Source organism: Shewanella septentrionalis (assembly GCF_025370265.1).
Lineage (GTDB): Bacteria > Pseudomonadota > Gammaproteobacteria > Enterobacterales > Shewanellaceae > Shewanella > Shewanella hafniensis.
Window position 1 is genome coordinate 38,225 of the sequence record NZ_JAMTCC010000021.1, and the last position, 18,335, is coordinate 56,559.

15 protein-coding genes and 1 riboswitch are annotated in these 18,335 nt (G+C 45.7%); of the genes, 9 read left to right on the forward strand and 6 right to left on the reverse strand.

Annotated elements, in window-relative coordinates; translation table 11 throughout:
* Nucleotides 1–8 precede the first annotated feature (8 nt).
* From lpoB to NE536_RS13230, 5 genes are all read right to left on the reverse strand, one after another.
* Complete coding sequence (gene lpoB, locus NE536_RS13210) at nt 9–602, reverse strand: penicillin-binding protein activator LpoB (RefSeq protein WP_006080406.1); 594 nt, start codon at nt 600–602, stop codon at nt 9–11.
* Between the two features lie 69 nt (nt 603–671).
* Nucleotides 672–2,075: a COG3014 family protein gene (locus tag NE536_RS13215; protein WP_261272975.1), complete on the reverse strand. Its 1,404-nt coding sequence runs from the start codon at nt 2,073–2,075 to the stop codon at nt 672–674.
* Complete coding sequence (gene def, locus NE536_RS13220; protein WP_261272976.1) at nt 2,075–2,632, reverse strand: peptide deformylase; 558 nt, start codon at nt 2,630–2,632, stop codon at nt 2,075–2,077. The genes NE536_RS13215 and def overlap by 1 nt, the downstream gene beginning before the upstream one ends.
* 64 nt (nt 2,633–2,696) lie before the next feature.
* The gene (locus NE536_RS13225; protein WP_006080410.1) at nt 2,697–2,909 is read right to left on the reverse strand and encodes a SlyX family protein; all 213 of its coding nucleotides are present in this window, start codon (nt 2,907–2,909) and stop codon (nt 2,697–2,699) included.
* Nucleotides 2,910–2,918: 9 nt separating this feature from the next.
* Nucleotides 2,919–3,869: a WD40 repeat domain-containing protein gene (locus tag NE536_RS13230; protein ID WP_261272977.1), complete on the reverse strand. Its 951-nt coding sequence runs from the start codon at nt 3,867–3,869 to the stop codon at nt 2,919–2,921.
* Between the two features lie 154 nt (nt 3,870–4,023).
* Here NE536_RS13230 and fkpA point away from each other — a divergent pair, with 154 nt between their 5' ends.
* The 6 genes from fkpA (at nt 4,024) to katB (ending at nt 11,327) form a co-directional block, all read left to right on the forward strand.
* Nucleotides 4,024–4,797, forward strand: a complete 774-nt coding sequence (gene fkpA, locus NE536_RS13235; protein WP_261272978.1) for an FKBP-type peptidyl-prolyl cis-trans isomerase — start codon at nt 4,024–4,026, stop codon at nt 4,795–4,797.
* 619 nt (nt 4,798–5,416) lie between these two features.
* Nucleotides 5,417–8,029, forward strand: a complete 2,613-nt coding sequence (gene exeM, locus NE536_RS13240) for an extracellular exonuclease ExeM (RefSeq protein WP_261272979.1) — start codon at nt 5,417–5,419, stop codon at nt 8,027–8,029.
* A gap of 110 nt (nt 8,030–8,139) precedes the next feature.
* Nucleotides 8,140–8,595 carry a hypothetical protein gene (locus tag NE536_RS13245; protein ID WP_063884117.1) on the forward strand — a complete coding sequence of 152 codons (456 nt, stop codon included), beginning with the start codon at nt 8,140–8,142 and terminating at the stop codon, nt 8,593–8,595.
* 105 nt (nt 8,596–8,700) lie between these two features.
* Complete coding sequence (locus NE536_RS13250; protein WP_261272980.1) at nt 8,701–9,138, forward strand: PaaI family thioesterase; 438 nt, start codon at nt 8,701–8,703, stop codon at nt 9,136–9,138.
* Nucleotides 9,139–9,269: 131 nt separating this feature from the next.
* Entirely contained in the window at nt 9,270–9,512 is a 243-nt protein-coding gene (locus tag NE536_RS13255) for a YgjV family protein (RefSeq protein ID WP_006080419.1), read from the forward strand.
* 339 nt (nt 9,513–9,851) lie between these two features.
* The gene (katB, locus tag NE536_RS13260) at nt 9,852–11,327 is read left to right on the forward strand and encodes a catalase KatB (RefSeq protein ID WP_261272981.1); all 1,476 of its coding nucleotides are present in this window, start codon (nt 9,852–9,854) and stop codon (nt 11,325–11,327) included.
* A 127-nt stretch (nt 11,328–11,454) separates the two neighbouring features.
* Here the strand turns inward: katB and NE536_RS13265 are convergent, their stop codons facing one another.
* Nucleotides 11,455–12,009, reverse strand: coding sequence for a TMEM165/GDT1 family protein (locus NE536_RS13265; protein WP_261272982.1), 555 nt, complete (start codon nt 12,007–12,009; stop codon nt 11,455–11,457).
* Between the two features lie 410 nt (nt 12,010–12,419).
* Nucleotides 12,420–12,519: riboswitch (cyclic di-GMP riboswitch) on the forward strand.
* A gap of 122 nt (nt 12,520–12,641) precedes the next feature.
* Here NE536_RS13265 and gbpA point away from each other — a divergent pair.
* The 3 genes from gbpA to NE536_RS13280 all read left to right on the forward strand — a co-directional run bounded on the left by gbpA (nt 12,642) and on the right by NE536_RS13280 (nt 18,281).
* On the forward strand, nt 12,642–14,087 hold the full coding sequence (gene gbpA / locus NE536_RS13270) for an N-acetylglucosamine-binding protein GbpA (protein ID WP_261272983.1): 1,446 nt from the start codon (nt 12,642–12,644) through the stop codon (nt 14,085–14,087).
* Between the two features lie 566 nt (nt 14,088–14,653).
* The gene (locus NE536_RS13275) at nt 14,654–15,829 is read left to right on the forward strand and encodes an aromatic amino acid transport family protein (RefSeq protein WP_172481235.1); all 1,176 of its coding nucleotides are present in this window, start codon (nt 14,654–14,656) and stop codon (nt 15,827–15,829) included.
* A gap of 295 nt (nt 15,830–16,124) precedes the next feature.
* Nucleotides 16,125–18,281 (forward strand): S46 family peptidase, encoded by a 2,157-nt coding sequence (locus NE536_RS13280; RefSeq protein WP_220590994.1) that lies wholly within the window; start codon nt 16,125–16,127, stop codon nt 18,279–18,281.
* Nucleotides 18,282–18,335: the final 54 nt, after the last annotated feature.

Below are 18,335 nucleotides of genomic sequence, written 5' to 3' on the forward strand. Positions count from 1 at the left end.
TGAGACAATTACATGCCTAAGAAAGACTTAGACTTCATCTTGCGGATTTCTTTTTCATCAGACCATTCAATCAAGCCTGTTTCTAAATCCATTAAACGCATTGTCATCTTGTAGTACACGTCTTTAGTGCTACCGTCTTGCTTCACTATGCTAGATAAATTGCCGTATAACATGTATTGCGCGCCGATTTGACGACCAAACTTGATGGCGGTTGATGGATCAACCATGCCAGTGTTGTTTTGGTAATCCAGTTGCTTACGGACTGAGTCTACTTTGGTCATGTCGATAAAACGGAACTTGCCTGAGCGCAATAGTTTGTTGCTGATAGAGTCAGTAACTGACTCAGTATCAATGTGCTCTGAGGTTTTATTCTTGATGCTGTCGACAAATAAAATCGGACGGCTATTAGCTGTCATGGCCACGATAGGAGGGAAAGTCATCATGCTATCCACCATCTTGGCTGCAATAGCTTGTAGATCCGTTGAGCCAAAGTTCTCATTGACGGTTTCAACTTCGGTGGCATCGCCATACTCGACTTTAGATTGACATGCAGCCAGACCCATAACGGCAGCCAGCACAAAAATTAGTTTAAATTGTTTCATAGTCAGTTCCATTTTGTGATTGTATAAACTTAATGACACTCGTCTTATTCAAATACCACAACCGCTAGGCTAAATGATTATTGAATAAATTCGGGTGTAATTACCAGTATCAATTGCCCAGACTAAGGTGGTTTTGCCTGCTGCAACGTCAATTTTTGCCGGTGGCGCTTTATCTAACTGCAAAGTGTATTCACCCGCACTCAAATAACGCCGCCCGATCTGTGCTTGTTTAGGCAGCGTCAGCCAACTACGACGATCCGCTTGCTCTGTTACTACGTTAAAAATCTGCATCGCAATACTGCCAATATCGGCGGCATTGTTTCCGGGTCTGCCACTCTTCTCAACCTGATAGGCCATCTCGGATTTGGCATAGACCCTTGCGACTTGGCGAACCAAGGTTGCGGGCAGATCTTCCTTGAGTGCTGTGATGGCTAAGGCATCAATATTGGCAATAGGTTCAGTTTTCAGCACTGTACCTAAACCTTGCACTTGCGTCTCTGGCACAAAAGTATTGTTTGGCATGTAAGTGGCTAGCGACACGGTTTGCCAATTGCCATGTATGGTAAAAGGCACTGTAAGTGCCTGTTTGGCCGGAACAAAACCGCGTTCAACCATCAAAATCACTTGGCCATCTTTGGGGTTAGGCAGCTTTGCATCGCCCCAACGGCGTTTAAATTCGTCATATTGTGGCATGCCAAGTTGCTTGGCGAGGCGCACCAGATCTTGCTGTAAATAGGTGTTGTTTGGGGTGATTTGTGCCGCTTTACGATAATCGATATAGGCATCGTTTGGCTCACCTAGCACTTCATGTAGTACGCCTGTGGTGTAATAGCTGTAAGCGTTTAAGAAAGAACTCGTCACAGTGCCTGCGGCTTGACCTAGCTTGTTGACCTCGGCATCGATAGTCCCGTTCGCCATGGCTTGTACTGATTTTTGTGATTTTTGATAACGCTCTTGTTCGCTGCTTTGTAACTCGTTACTGCGACGAACTTCAACTAAAGCGCCTTGGTAATCGCCACTAAACAAATAGTTTAGCGCTTGGTATTGGTGCAGCATGATGCGTTCATAGCCAGGACCACGGTACGGAATCGCATTGTCGTTTAACACTAAGCTGCTGGCTGTGGCACTAATATCGCTGACGCTGACTTTGGCCTTATCATCAAAGGCGGTGTAAGCATCGACCGCTTGTTGATAGTACTTTTTACTGGCCGCAAAATCGCCGGCGACTTGAGCAATACGGCCCGCTTCTTGAGCATAGAGTAGGCCATCGTTGCCATTGATATTGCTGGCAAGTTTGTCGATACCAGCCAAGGGCGTTGCACTATTCAACTCTTGTTTGAGCGGTTCAATCTGTGAAGGGTAATTAATGAAAATACTGTTGTAGGCGCAGCCAGATAGACCTAGCACCAACCCCATTGCCAAAGCGGGTGCGATAAAAACGCGAGATAAAGGTGTAACCAAAGACAGTTTCATTATTGCGCTTCACCTTGTTCGATGGACTGGGCTGAGATCGACTGAGCCTGTTCTGGCATAAGTGAACGCTCGAGTAAGGTGATCCCTTGCAGGTGATCAAATTCATGTTGAAAAATCCGCGCAATAAAGCCCGTTAATTCGGTTTGCTGCCACTCGCCTTGTAAATTTTGATAGCGTACTTCAATGGCTTGATGCCTTTGTATCGTAAATCTTTGCCCCGGTACAGATAGGCAGCCTTCTTCTCCGCTGACCAACTCGCTTGATACATTAATGATTTGCGGATTAACCACGACTACAGGCGCCATATTGGGCGCATCGGGATAACGCTCATTTGGGCGAGAAGCCATAATAAATAAGGCTAAGGGACTGTGAACCTGTGGCGCCGCGATGCCAACGCCTTTGGCGGCTTCCATGCAGGCAGACATTTGCTCTGCAAGGTGCGCAAGTTCGGCATTAAAATGCTGCACTGCAATTGCAGTCTGCCCTAGGATAGCTTCACCCACTAACGCTATGGGTAATAAAGGCGGGGTTTGTTTTGGCATCAAATGTTTAAACATCGCATTCCCTGGATATTTTGCGGTAACCGTCTTTGAATCAAAGTCTTATTTTAAAGCGTCAGTATTAGTAATGTGGCGGCGGCGTTTCTTCAGCCTGAGTCGCCATATTACTCGGTTCCATGTCTTGTAACTTACCAATTAACATGTGAATTTGGTGCTGCTGGTGAGCCACAAGTCGATTTAATTTGATCACTTCTTGGTTTAACTCTTCGACTGTGAGCTCTTGAAAAGCCAATTTGGTTTCTAGATCTTCAATCTGTGCTTGTACGCCTTGCATGACTAACCTCTATTGCTGCCAAGTCTCAACTAAGCCTTGGCTACTGATACTAACAACTTTATTGGTATCTCGAATTGCCACAGAGTATACAACGGCTCCTCGATTTTGGCTGTTTTTAGTGAGTGCAACCTGCCATTTTTCAATTTCCTTACCCGAGTCACGTTGCCATAGTATGACTTCCCGCGCCGGCGTTCCCGTTAATATCTGGCTGTCTTGTTTGATAAACCGCACCGCGGAAAAGTTCATCTGCCGACGGGTAATATCTAACTGATTTAACAGTTTACCGCTAGTGTTATCCCAGATTTTGGCTTCATTTGTGCTGCCATTGGTAAAACTTAGTGTGCCACTGTCGTTAAGCGCCACTTTAGTGATACGGCTGCCTAAGGTCCAAGTATGAAGCGGCTGACCCGTTTGCGCCTGCCAAAGAATCGCCAGCATATCATTCGACCCCGTTAATGCTAAACGGCCATCCGCGGAGAGGGCCACGCTATTGACGCGATCTTTATGTCCCAGAAATTTGATTAAGGCACTTTGGGCGGCATTGAGTGACATAACGGAACCATCATTTAAACCAATGAGTAGCGCGCCATTATCAGCTACCGCCACGCTTTCACCGGATGAAGGCAAAGACCACCATCCTAGGGATTTTCCGTCGGCTATTCTCCACATGGCAACTGAATCTCGGCTTAACGACGCAGCAAATAGTCCGTTGGGCGAAATCGCCGTACCTGTGACGCCAGTATTGATATCGCCATGTATCCATTGGTATTTAAGTGTATGGGTGCTGAGATCCCAGCATTGGACTCCACTACTTTGGGTGGCGACTAAGGCGAATTGTCCATTGCTCGATAGACTCGCGCTATAGCTAGGTTCCGTGGTGAGAACGCTAATGTCTTCCGCTTTAGGATGGCAAGCTGTCAGAAAAATTGTGCAAATTACCAGCAGTAGATTTTTCTTCATGAACTTGCTCCCTAAGTTGCTGTCTTTAGACTTGATCAAGTGACATTAATCACTGTTAACCCATAAAGAATCTAGTTGGTATAACCGAGATAACTAGTATAAAGTTGTCTCGCTTAGGTTATTGTAACCGCTTGAGGATGCTGAGGAAGCTTTAATGAAATCGATTTATAAATTATCGTTAGTTGCATTGGCTGTTATTGGCCTATCTGCTTGTAATCAAGAAGAAAAAGCAGCTGCTGCGAGTACAAGTGTTGAATTAACGACAGAAGCTCAAAAAGAAGCTTACAGTGTAGGCGCTTCAATCGGTCGTTACATGTCTGGCCATATCAAAGAGCAAGAAGAATTAGGCCTACCAGTTGATCGCACTCTGATCGTCACTGGTTTCACTAATGGTCTGAATGACCAATTAAAATTAACCGAAGAAGAAATGCAAACCATTCTTCAAGGTCTAGATAAAAAGTTAAACGATAAACGTCAGGAACAAGCGACTGCGATTTCTGCTAAGAACATCGAAGACGGTAAAAAATTCCTTGAAGAAAATAAGGCTAAGTCTGGCGTAGTGACAACTGAGTCTGGCTTACAATACGAAGTATTAACACCAGGTACTGGCGAAAAACCTGCTGCAGAAGACACTGTAGAAGTGGATTATGTTGGTACTTTAATCGACGGTACTGAGTTCGATAGTTCATACAAACGTGGTCAAACGGCTAAGTTCCCACTGAACCGCGTGATCCCAGGTTGGACCGAAGGCGTTCAATTAATGCCTGTTGGCGCTAAGTACAAGTTTGTTATTCCTGCAAACTTAGCCTACGGCGAGCGTGACACTGGTACTATTCCACCAAATTCCACACTGGTTTTTGAAGTTGAATTGAAATCAGTTGAGAAAGCATCTGCAGCGCCAGCCGCTGAACCAGCAGCTAAAAAGTAATGAATTAACTGCCGCGTTTATTACGCAGTAAGTGAAATACCGCTCCTAAATGAGCGGTATTTTTTTGTCTGTAAAAATCACATTATAGTTTTAATGCTTAATTTATTGCCTTGCTATACAAGGTTTACAGCCTTAACTCATGTTTAATTTTATATAGCAATCATCAATCTCTATCGGCTATTACAATGGATGGTATTAATCATTAACGTTAGCTCGCTTTAGCGTTGGTTTTATTTCAAAATAATGAAGGCTAAATTACGTTTTAATGATATCTACTATCTTTTAAAGCGCCGCATTCTTTACATTTTATTGGGTATTGCATACCGATAAAAATCATTAAAATATCACATTAAAATATTGGTTATTATTTGTACTCGCCAGTGCTTTGGCTGAGCTTGGGTGTATTACTCTTACTGTTTGTTTTTATTTGGCTAATACTTTCGAATTATTACCTTGTTCTTCTGTGTGAACAGTGCTGTGTCCATAATCATTTACTCATCAATGTGTTACATTGGCAATGTGCGATCTTGCCCTCTTTTTTTAAGCATTCAACTCTGAAATAATCCGCCCGCACGTTAATAGAAGTTAGCGGCAATATTATAATAATGGGGTTGATGATATGGATAATGTTAATAAGTTAACGGCGATTTCTTTAGCTGTCGCAGCAGCTTTGCCTATGATGGCAAGCGCAGATGTGATGATTACCGAATATGTTGAAGGTAGCGCAAACAATAAAGCAATTGAACTGTATAACAGCGGCGATACGGCAATTGATCTCGCGGGTTATAAACTGGTTCGTTATAAAGATGGGGCAACTGTTGCATCAGATATGGTGGCATTAGATGGCCAATCCATTGCGCCTAAAACGACTAAAGTCATTTTAAATTCTAGCGCTGTGATCACGCTTGACCAAGGTGTTGACAGTTACTCTGGCAGTTTAAGTTTTAATGGTGGTGATGCGGTCGCACTCGTTAAAGATGATGCGGTTGTCGATATTATTGGCGATGTACCAACACCAACGGGTTGGGGATTCGACGTTACCTTAAAACGTAAATTAGATGCGTTAGTGGCGAATACGGTATTTAATGCCGCCCAGTGGGAACAATTACCTAAAGATACCTTCTCAGGATTAGGTTATCTAGAAGCCCCAGCAGAGCCAGAAGTGCCGCTCTTTAGCTGCAGCGGCGCTAAAATAGTGCCGATTTATCAAGTACAAGGTGCGGGTGAGTCTAGCCCTTACGTTCCAGAAGGTGCATTTGAGTCTGAAGCTGAAGTCACAGTGCGCGGTGTCGTGACTGCCCGTGGTGAAAGCTTGTTTAAAGGTTTTTATCTACAAGAAGTGAAAGGTGATAACTCACCGTATACCTCTGATGGTGTGTTTGTATTCTTAGGTGAAGCGGTACCTGAAGCGATTCAACCTGGGGTTGAAGTTTGTGTGCAGGGTAAAGTGAAAGAATACTTTGGCTTAACTCAAATCGATATTAAAGCCGATAAGAAATTTGAAGTCGGCGCTAAGGGTGAAGTTCCAGTTGCCGCGCCTTTCTATGTCGCCGATGGCGAAACCTTAGCGCAAGCATTAGAGCGTTATGAAGGCATGAATGTGGCTTTAGATGCGGGCAGCGATCTTAAGATCAGCCGTACCTTCAGCTATGACTACGCAGGCCGTCGTAATAACATGCTAGTGTCTTATAAAGAACCGCTAATGAAGGCGACACAGCTTTATCCTGCGCTTTCTGCTGAAGCGACTGCGTTAGTTAAATCTAACCTCGAAAACCAACTCTTTATCGAATCTGATTACAAACCTGCCGACGGTGTAATTCCATACTTCCCTGATTTCAATGTGGAAACGGGCTATATCCGTGTGGGCGATCAACTGACTAATCTGCAAGGTGTGATTGGTTACAGCTACGGCGCTTATCGTTTAGTGGCAACTAACACTATTACAGCGGGTGATTTTATCCGTGGGGATGACAGAACTGATGCCCCAAGCGTCGCCACTAAGGGCGATCTGCGTGTGGCTAGCTTTAACGTGTTGAACTTCTTTAACGATGTTGATGGTGGTGATACCAATCCATCAGGTAGTAACCGTGGTGCCCTAACGCTGGAAGAAATGGTGCTACAACGTACTAAAATCGTTAGCGCTATTACTGCCATGAACGCCGATATTGTCGGTCTGATGGAAATTGCCAACAACGGTTTTGGTGAGAAGAGTGCGATTAAAAACTTAGTCGATGCACTGAACGAGAAGCAAACGCCTGAAAACGCTTATAGCTTTGTTGAAATCACCGACGCTGATAAATATGACGGCAAGTACTTTGGTACTGATGCTATCACTGTCGGTATGTTATACCGCGGTGGCAAAGTGACCTTAGCGGGTGCTGCGCAAGCTATCGATACTCCTGAGCAACATGCCAGTGCTGGTAGCGTGACTCGTACTAAAGATGGCAAAACTGAGACAAATCCAGGTAACGATGCTTACCAACGTCACAGCTTAGCGCAAACTTTCAAAATCCATGATGAGTCGCTGACCGTAGTCGTTAACCATCTGAAATCTAAAGGCTCAGGCTGTTTAGAAGATTGGGCTAACTTCGAAGAGTCAGTCGATCCTGCCGATCAACAGGGCAAGTGTAATGCTTTCCGCGTATCTGCAGCCAAAGTCTTGGGTGAAACGCTAAAAGACGTGAAGGGCGACTTACTGATCATCGGTGATATGAATGCCTACGGCATGGAAGATCCTATCCGTGTGCTGACCGACTTTGATGCGAGCAAGTCAGATCGTGACATCATGACCGCTTCGTGGACGACGCTCGATGGCAAAGTATTTGAACGCCAAGGTAGCAAGATTGAAAAAGGCTATGGCCTGATCAACTTGAACACGAAAGCCCACGGTACAGGCACTTTCTCTTATAGCTATAACGGCGAGCTAGGTAACTTAGACCATGCTTTAGCCAATGCTAGCTTAGCTAAGCGCTTAGTGGATATTGAAGATTGGCATATCAACTCAGTGGAATCTAACCTGTTTGAATACGGTAAGAAATTCTCTGGTGATCTGGCTAAATCTGAAAATGCGTTCTCTGCATCGGACCACGATCCTGTGATCGTTGCCTTAAGCTACCCAGCGCCGGTTGTGCCACCAAAACCTGAGCCAACGCCTAAAGATGATGGCGGTGCTTTGGGTTATTTAGGTTTAGCACTGATGTCTTTGTTTGGTTTACAACGTCGTCGCCGTTAACCTGTGTAACGGGTGCGCTCACAAGTGTTATTTGTGAGCTAGACTGAAATGAAGGGATGGTTCGCCATCCCTTTTTTAGCTGTTTTTTTCAGTTTTTATTAGGAGTGAGTATGGATACAGTCTCAAATCCGCTGAAAACCATTAAAGCGAAGGCGCCACTGTGGTTTTACTTTGTCGCAACGCTCAGTTTATTGTGGAATATCATGGGGCTGATGGCCTTTGTGATCCAAATGACCATGACGCCGGATGCCTTGGCGCAAATGAGTCCAGATCAAATCAAACTCTATGAGACCACGCCGGCTTTAGTTGATGCGGTATTTGGCTTTGCTGTGGTGTCTGGCGTTCTGGGCTGCCTATTGTTGTTATTGCGAAAATCCCTTGCCTATAAAGTGCTGGTTGCCTCACTTATCGCGGTTTTGTTGCAAATGAGCTATGTGTTTTGCATTCAACAAGCGGCTGTGGTGCTAGGAGCTGACGCATTAATCATGCCGAGTGTGGTGGTGTTCTGGGGATTGTTTCTCGTCTGGTTTAGTCGGCTGAGTGTTACTAAACAATGGTTAGTTTGAGTCTTATTTTTGCCGAGATTGACGGGACTGGCTTAGCGCAAACTAGTTGAACTTCATCCACTTCGCAGTAAACTGCTGATTGGTTTTATTGACTAGGAAGTTGCAATGAGTATTTGGTTTAGAGCTGTCACGTTAGAGGATTGCGCGCGTTTAGATGCCGGTATGGGCGGTAAAGGCACCTTGATGCAGACCTTAGGGATTGAGATCAGTGAAATTGGCGACGATTACATGAAGGCCACTATGCCAGCGAGCCCTGCGGTGCATAACCCTTTGGGGATAGTCCATGGCGGCGCGAATGTTGCGCTTGCTGAAACCGTTGCCAGTTATGCGGCAAATTTTGCGGTGGATTTTGAGCAGTACTATTGTGTCGGCCAAGAAATTAACGCTAACCACTTACGGGCTTCCCGTAATGGGCTATTAACCGCCACGGCTAAGCCTATTCATTTAGGAAAACGCGGCTCTGTATGGGAAGTGTTAATCCATAACAGCGCCGGTGAACTGACTTGTATTTCACGGATGACGGCGGCTGTCGTTAAACGCTAAGTGCTAAGTGCTAAGTGCTAAGTGCTAAGTGCTAAGTGCTAAGTGCTAAGTGCAATAGCCCAGCCTATTTCCTGTGGTGTGAATGGCGTATCAATCGTTTGATTTAAATAATATATGAATAAGGATTGGATATGGATAACGCGACAATTTGGGAATGGGTTGGTTATTTAGCGTCTGTGGTCGTTGCAATATCACTGATGATGTCAAACATCAAAAAACTGCGCTGGTGGAATCTTATCGGTGCGGCATTATTTGTGGCCTACGGCGTGGCAATTGGGGCTTATCCTGTTGCCTTAGTTAACTTTTTTATCGTACTGATAGACACTTATTATCTGGTTAAGCTTTACCGCGAAGCCGACTCACCCGCCAGTTAATGGCAGCGCATTATCTTTCTCTGCTTTTTTGTACCGCACTCAGCTTTACAGTAATCTGCTTCATCCCTGCGAGCAGCCATTTGGTTTTTCAGCCGCACCTTAGTGATGTGAGCGGACCATTGGCTGTGAGTCCGCGCAATCGTTTATCGACTTTGCTATTTTTCTTTTAATCTTTTTTATAGATTGCATGAATCTAGTTTAATCGTTTTATTCTTTGCTGGCGATTCTCTATTCTTGCTCCATCGACAACACGTCGCCAGCCAAGGAGATAAACCATGGCCACCATTTACGATTTAATTGAAACCTGGTTAACCAGCAATCAAGACTAAGGAGCAGGGCATGAGTCAACAACATCAAACAAGTCAGTACTTAACGAGCCAAAACGGCGCCCCAGTGGCCGACGATCAAAACTCACTGTCGGCGGGTGAACGTGGTCCTTTGCTATTACAGGATTGGCATTTAATTGAAAAGTTAGCCCATTTCAACCGTGAGCGTATCCCTGAGCGTATCGTGCATGCCAAAGGTACTGGCGTTTACGGCACATTTACCCTGACTAAAGATTTAAGCGATTACACCATTGCCGACCATTTCAATGGCGTTGGTAAGCAAACCGAAACCTTTATTCGTTTCTCAACCGTCGGTGGCGAAATGGGTTCTGCCGACGCAGAGCGCGATCCACGTGGCTTTGGTTTACGTTTTTATACTGCCCGTGGTAATCACGATATCGTGGGTAACAACACGCCGACCTTTTTCTTACGAGATGGGATTAAGTTTCCAGACTTTATCCATACGCAAAAGCGTAATCCTAAGACAAACTTAAAAGATCCGCAGGCTATGTGGGACTTTTGGTCATTGAACCCTGAAGCCATGCATCAAGTGACCATTTTGATGTCGGATCGCGGTATTCCTGCCAACTACCGTCAAATGCACGGTTATGGTTCACACACTTTCTCGTTGTGGAATGCCAAGGGCGAGCGTTTCTGGGTGAAGTTCCACTTTAAATCCCAGCAAGGCGTGGTCAACTTAACCAACGAACAGGCTGATAAATTAAAGGGGATAGATCCCGATTCATCACAGCGCGATATGGTGGTGGCGATTACCGATGGCAATTTCCCGCGTTGGACTGTTAACGTGCAGATCATGCCTGAGGCAGATGCCAATATTTATCATATCAATCCATTTGATTTAACTAAGGTTTGGCCACATAGCGACTATCCATTGCTTGAGATTGGGGTGTTAGAGCTGAATCGCCTGCCACAAAACTACTTTGCCGAAGTTGAGCAAGTGGCATTGGCGCCCAGCAATTTGGTTCCCGGTGTTGGAGCTTCGCCCGACAAGATGTTGCAAGCGCGTTTATTTGCCTATGCCGATGCCCAGCGTTACCGCATTGGTGCCAACTACAACCAGTTACCGGTGAACTGCCCACATGCGGCTAAGGCAAATCATCATCAACGTGCGGGCGCTATGGCGGGCACACAATGTCCTTACCATGGCAGCCAAACGGGGGCCGATGCCACGGCAAACTATGGCCCGAACAGCACTGCAGATGCCTTGGTTGAGCCAGTAAACTTTAGCGAACCACCATTGCGTTTAGAAGGTGAAGCGGCACGTTACAGTCGTTATAACCAAGACGATTATACCCAAGCGGGTAATCTGTATCGCATCTTCTCTGAAGCCGAGAAAGCGCGCTTAGTGGCAACAATTTCGGGTTCATTAAGTCAAGCGAGTTTAGATGTGCAGCAACGCATGCTGGCACATTTCGAACAAGCCGATGCGGATTACGGTCAACGTATTAGAACGGCATTAGGGCTATAAGCTGCGTTTCTAAGAAGTTAAGCTTCTAAGTCGACACTGTTTATCTCAATAAAACCGTCGTAAGTAGAAAGGCCAGTGATGTTTATCACTGGCCTTTTTGTTGCCTTAATTCAATATGATCAATGATCTAGAACAGTAGTGTTGCTACGCCTAACAGTGCGAACAATACGGCGCAGCCGCGGTGTATCCACAACATAGGTAATTTTTCGGCGCTGAAATGGCCTGCGATCACCACAGGTACGTTGGCAACCAGCATGCCTAAGGTTGTGCCTGCAACCACCATAGTTAATGAATCGTATTTTGCGGCTAACACTACCGTTGCGATTTGCGTTTTATCCCCCATCTCGGCGATGAAAAACAGGATAAAGGTGGCGAGGAAGGGGCCCATTTTATAGAAACGGCTCTCTTCAGCATCGACTTTATCTGGGATTAACACCCAAAGAGCAATCGCGAAGAAGGATGCGGCAACTAAATAGCGGGCAAGATCTGGGCTGACCCAGTTAATCGCCCATTGGCCAATCCAAGCGGCGGCAAAATGGTTGAATAAGGTCGACAGCAAAATGCCTAAAATAATGGCGGTTTTATTTTTAAATCTTGCGGCAAGAATTAGTGCAAGTAATTGAGTTTTATCACCAATTTCGGCAATGGCAACCGTAAAGGTTGAGGCAAGTAGGGCTTCCAAGTGTGATCCTTTAGGGGTGGTTAAGACATAAGCACAATAAACCGTCCACCCCTAGGTGCAGTCATTGTGCTCAGGTCTTGCTGGGCAAATCGATGATTTGCTGTGAACACCATGGCGTGTGGCCAAGTATGTTGATGTTCACCCTAGATGACGATGGTTCGACATCCCGTTAGCTACTCCCCCGAAGCGAGGTGGGCATTATACCTAAGTGAATTTCGGTTTCAAGCACGAGTTTATTACAGTAGGCATGAATGAATGTTTGACGGGTGTCAGAATAATACCGCGCGACATTCTGTAATTATATGAATATAAATGGATTATTTTTTGACAGCGTTGTCTTTTGTTGCTAATTTAGCCAAGTCATTTCTACTTGATTACATACTATTAACTCGTAGTGATTCGATGACACCTACCGTATTTGGCAAACTAATTGAAAAGTTAGGACGCAAAGCTTCCGGTCTAAGGTTGTAAATGGATTTTTTAGTGAACTAAGATAGCGGAGTTGCCGCAGAATTCGATTTCTGTGAAAGATAAACGACTGCTGTTTAATGCTGTTGTTTGCCCAAATACCACTTTTATATCTAAGCCCAAGCCAATACTGGCAAAGATGGGTGCAAATGGAGTGCATTAAAGTGGCAAATCCTACTGTTTTTTCCCCTGTTTCTAAATTGAGTTTATTGGCCGTCGCAGTGATGGCGGCAAATACATTTGTGAGTATTTCTGCACAGGCACACGGTTATGTTGTGGCGCCAGAGTCACGTTCCTATGCCTGTAAAACCGGCAACAATGCCAACTGTGGCGCGGTGCAATGGGAACCGCAAAGCGTTGAAGGACCATCGGGTTTTCCTGAGTCAGGTCCTGCTGATGGCAAACTGGCGAGTGCGGGTAATGGTGCTTTCTCGCCTTTAGATGAACAGAGTTCCAGTCGTTGGTCCAAGACGGATATCAAAGCGGGCTGGAATAAGTTCAGTTGGCAGTTTACTGCCAATCATGTCACCCGTAATTGGCGTTATTATTTAACCCGCCAAGATTGGAATCAAAACCAAGCTTTAAGCCGTGCGAGCTTTGACTTAGCGCCATTCTGCGTAGTCGATGGTGGCATGGTGCAGCCGCCTAAGTTAGTGACCCATGACTGTTATGTGCCAGAAGGTCGCAGCGGTTATCAAGTGATTCTAGCCGTGTGGGAAGTGGGTGATACCACCAACAGTTTCTACAATGCTATCGATGTGAACTTAGATTCGGGTCCCGTCGTACCGGGTGAATGGCTCGATGTGGGCGACATCAATCCGTCACTCGATCTCAAGGCGGGCGATAAAGTGATGACCCGAGTGTTCGATGCCAATGGTGAGCAACCGGCTAAACAAACAGTCATTACCATTAGCGATGCGACTCAAGGTGATAAACAAAATTGGCCTTTCCTATTAGCGAGCGCGATTAATGCCCAGCAGTCTCAGTTAAAAGCGGGACAAAAAAATGCATCAGGTGTGATTGAGCCTGTGTATGGCAAAAACGACATTTTTACTGCGACGACTTCAGGTATTGAGCGTGTTGAAGTGGGATTTGATCTGGCACCCGCTCCGGGCAACAGCTTAGAAGTCACTTCACTTGCCGACGATTATCAAATTATCGACGGCGCGGCGCAGGTTAGTTTTGACGTCACCAGCAATGCTGAAATGTTAGTGTCTGCGTATTTGTTTAGCCACGATGGCACGGCTGCGGGTTTTGTGAGTCAAACCGTTAATAATACCAGTGCAAGCTTAGTGTTAGACGTGGTTGCGCCTAAAGCAGGGCATTATCACTTGCAGGTTAAAGCTGAGCCTAAACAAGGTGATGTTATTCAGCAGAACTTTGATCTTTTCTTAAAGGATCAAGCACCAGCGCCAGAAGCGGATTTTGTCTTCCCTGAAGGAGTCAAAGGTTACGTTGCGGGCACTACAGTGTTACAGCCTAAAAATGGCAAAGTGTATCAATGTAAGCCATTCCCCTATAGCGGTTATTGCATGCAGTGGTCGGCTTCTGCCACAGGATTTGAGCCAGGTGTTGGCGCTTCTTGGACTATGGCGTGGACTGAGCTGTAAATTAACATCTTGAGTTAATCGATTCTCAACATGATGTGATTGGGCTTAAACACAGCGAATATGTTTAAGCCCATATTCAGCGCGTTCGCGACAGTCAAAATATACGTTTTACCTCGATTCACCCACAATGCGGCATCCCACGTATTTCCAACAAAGGTAGCGATTTTGTTGGCTTGTATGTTTTCGTTTACCACAGCGCTATTAAGTTGTTACCGTACAGTGCGCGACTTATCTTTGTTCACAACTGGCTTGCCCACTGGGTTTGGCTCTGTTAATGTCCCAAACTATCTATTTTACCTATGTTGTTATTAGGATTATCACAATTGAAAGTCATGCCACTTTTATGCAACCGATTTAGTTAGCCTCAATGGCTACTGGGTTGAAATATTCAAAAGCTATTGGGGCCAATTGATCTGCAGGAATGAGATCCGATTGGATGCTTTTTGAAGCTGCTTTAAGTGATGTGTTGCTTATTTCGATTTAAGACGCAAGGCTTTATCGGTTCAAATCTTACTCAAATAAAATAATAATTAATCATTGAACAGGACTATTGTGTGAATTCAAAAATGTTAGGCTCGATCGCCATCGTTGCCGGGACGGCCATTGGCGCAGGTATGTTAGCCTTACCTTTAGCCACCGCGGCTTTAGGTATTATTCCAGCGTTAGTGTTACTCGTCGTTATTTGGGGCGTATCTGCCTATACCTCATTACTGATGCTCGAAATTAACTTACGCACTGGCGTAGGTGATAACGTGCATGCCATTACGGGTAAATTGCTGGGTAAAAAAGGTCAAATAATTCAAGGCGCTTCTTTCTTAAGTTTATTATTTGCTTTGACTGCCGCTTATCTCACCGGTGGGTCATCGCTATTAGTGCTTAAAGCGAAGAACATGTTCGATATCGTGCTCGATAATCAAGTCGCCGTATTGTTGTTTACCTTAGTGCTCGGCGGATTTGCGGCGCTCGGTGTGGCTTGGGTCGATAAAGTGTCCCGCTTCCTGTTTTCGTTAATGATTTTACTGCTGGTGGTTGTGGTGTTATTTCTCCTGCCTGAAGTCAGTATTGCCAGCATGGCAACGGGCGCGATTGCCGAGTCGATGACCAGCAGTTGGATGGCGGCGATTCCCGTCGTGTTTACTTCTTTTGGTTTCCACGTTTGTATTGCCACTTTAGTGCGTTATCTGGATGGCGATGCAGTTTCACTGCGCAAGGTATTGTTAATCGGTTCGACGATTCCACTGGCTTGTTATGTGCTTTGGTTGTTGGTGACCTTAGGCACAGTAGGCGGCTATGAAGTCAGTGGTTTTGAAGGTTCATTACCGTCACTGGTGACGGCATTGCAGGATATTGCCCATACGCCTTGGATCAGCAAATGTATTTCGTTATTCGCCGATTTAGCCCTAGTGACCTCATTCCTAGGGGTGACCTTAAGCCTGTATGACTTTGTCGCCGAATTAACCCGCGCTAAAGAGACGTTTGCCGGCCGTATGCAGACCTGGTTGTTAACCTTTATTCCGCCAGTATTATGTGCTCTGTATCTGCCAGAAGGCTTTGTGGCGGTACTGGGATTCGCAGCCGTGCCATTGGTGGTGATGATCATCTTCTTGCCAATCGTGATGGCATTGCGTCAACGCCAAACACAACCTGGCGGTTATCAAGTGTCGGGTGGTTCTGCGGGCTTAGTGATGGCAGGTTTGTTAGGCGCTGTGATTGTGGGCGCGCAGCTATTTGTTGCAATCTAACGGCTTGGTATTTAGCTCGCAGCTAGCGTCAGCATTGTAGCGAACACCGCGGGGTAACTTTGATGGAATGTAGCTGATGGAATGTATTTGCTTTGTAAGCGAATTTTTCTGAGTCTGTTATAAAGTGTATCCGATGTGATAAAGTCAGGCCCCGGCCTGACTTTTTGCTTTTTAGGTTTTAAAGCGAGTGATGCTGGGTTTTAATACAGTGACTTAAGATAAAAACAACACGATTAAAACGAGAACATGGCCCAGCTTGCGCGTGGCTTCATTCACATAAAACGGACTTAACACAATGAAAAAATGGTTACTCACAGTTGCCGTGGCCGCCAGTTTTGGCGCTCAGGCTGACGAAGGTATGTGGCAGCCCCATCAGCTGCCCGCTATGGCCGATGAGCTTAAAGCAAAAGGGCTAGAAATTGATGCAAAATCGATTTCAAAACTCACCGAATTCCCAATGAACGCAGTGATCAGCCTTGGTGGCTGTACCGCGTCATTCGTATCGCCAAAAGGCTTGGTGGTCACTAATCATCACTGTGCCTATGGTGCGATTCAATACAACTCCACCCCAGAAAAAAACCTGCTGCAAGATGGTTTTTTAGCTAAGACCTTCGCCGATGAATTACCTGCCACACCGGGTTCACGTGTGTACGTGACCGAAGATGTGACCAATGTGACCGAGCGCGTAAAAGGCGGGCTTGAAGGCAAAGTGGGCAGTGCCTTCTATCAAGGCGTTGAAAGCCAAGAAAAAGCCTTAGTAGCTGAATGCGAAAAAGAAGACGGCTACCGTTGCCAAGTGTATAGCTTCCACGGTGGTCTTGAATATTATCTGGTTAAACAACTGGAAATCCGCGATGTACGCTTAGTCTATAACCCAGCCGCGAGCGTGGGTAAATACGGTGGCGACGTCGATAACTGGATGTGGCCACGTCACACAGGGGATTTTTCTTTCTATCGCGCCTATGTGTCTAAAGCGGGCAAACCTGCCGATTTCAGTAGCGATAACGTGCCATACGAGCCAAAAAGCTTCTTAAAAGTATCGGCTAAAGGCGTGAGCGATGGCGATTTTGTCATGGTGGCTGGTTACCCAGGTCGCACCAACCGATATCGCACCGCCAATGAAGTACAAAATCAATTCGAGTGGGCTTATCCTGAAGGTAAGTTATTGCGCGAGCGCTTTATTGAGATCATTAAAGATACCGCGCCAGAGGGTAGTGACGAACGTATTAAGTACGAGAGTCAAATTGCTAGCCTTGCAAACTACGCGAAAAACTTCACCTCGATGATCGAGTTTTATGGCAAATCCACCATGCTTGCGGACCGTAAAGCCCGCGAAGCTGAGCTTGCAGCGTGGATCGCTAAAGACAGCGGCCGTGAAGCGAAATACGGTAAAACTTTAGCAGAACTAGATGCGTTAATTGCCAAGAGTAAAGCGCATCAAGAGCGTGACATGATCTTAAGCTACATAGGTAGCACGACAATGTTGCCAACGGCGCGCAGTTTGTATCGCTTAGCGAACGAGAAACAACTGCCGGATATGCAGCGTGAACCTGGCTTCCAAGAACGTGATATGACTCGTCTGAAAGCGAGCATGGAGCGTATCGATCGTCGTTATGCGCCAAGCGTCGATAAAGCCGTGTTGTTCGATATGCTGAAACGCTACGCCGCACTGCCAGAAGACAAACGTCTACCCGCATTGGATAAAGCCTTTGGTATCGATAAAAAGTTCAGCGAAGCTAAGCTTTCGAAAACCTTAGACAAAATGTACGCCAAAACTGAGTTAGGCAAAAAAGACGTGCGTCTGGCATGGATGGATAAATCCGTTGCCGATTTTAAAGCCTCTAAAGATCCGTTCATTCAATTCGCCGTGGCTATGTATGACACAGATATGGCTGAAGAAAAGAAAGAAAAAGAACTGGATGGCGAGCTGATGAAAGTGCGTCCTCAGTACATGGATGCCATCATTGCCTACAATCTTGAGCAAGGTAAGCCAGTGTATGCCGATGCGAACTCAAGCCTGCGTGTCACGGTTGGTCATGTGAAAGGCTACTCGCCAAAAGACGGTTTAGTGGCTGTGCCATTCACTCGCCTTGAAGGCATAGTGCAAAAGGACACAGGTGTTGATCCTTTCGATGCGCCGAAAAAAGAGTTAGAGCTGATTAAGCAGAAGCAATACGGTGATTTCTATGTGAAAGCCATCGATTCTGTACCGGTTAACTTCCTGTCGACGTTAGACACAACCGGCGGCAACTCAGGCTCACCCACCCTAAACGGCCGCGCTGAATTAGTCGGTTTGCTGTTCGATGGTGTGTATGAAAGTATTATCGGCGACTGGGCATATGACGATAACATCAACCGTTCTATCCAAGTGGATAGCCGCTATATGTTGTGGGTAATGAAGTATTTAGATCATGCCGACAATCTATTAGCCGAGATGGAAATAGTTAAGTAAGCCATTGCCGCATCAGCAATGGTGCGGCCTATAATGGCTGGATTATCAGCATTT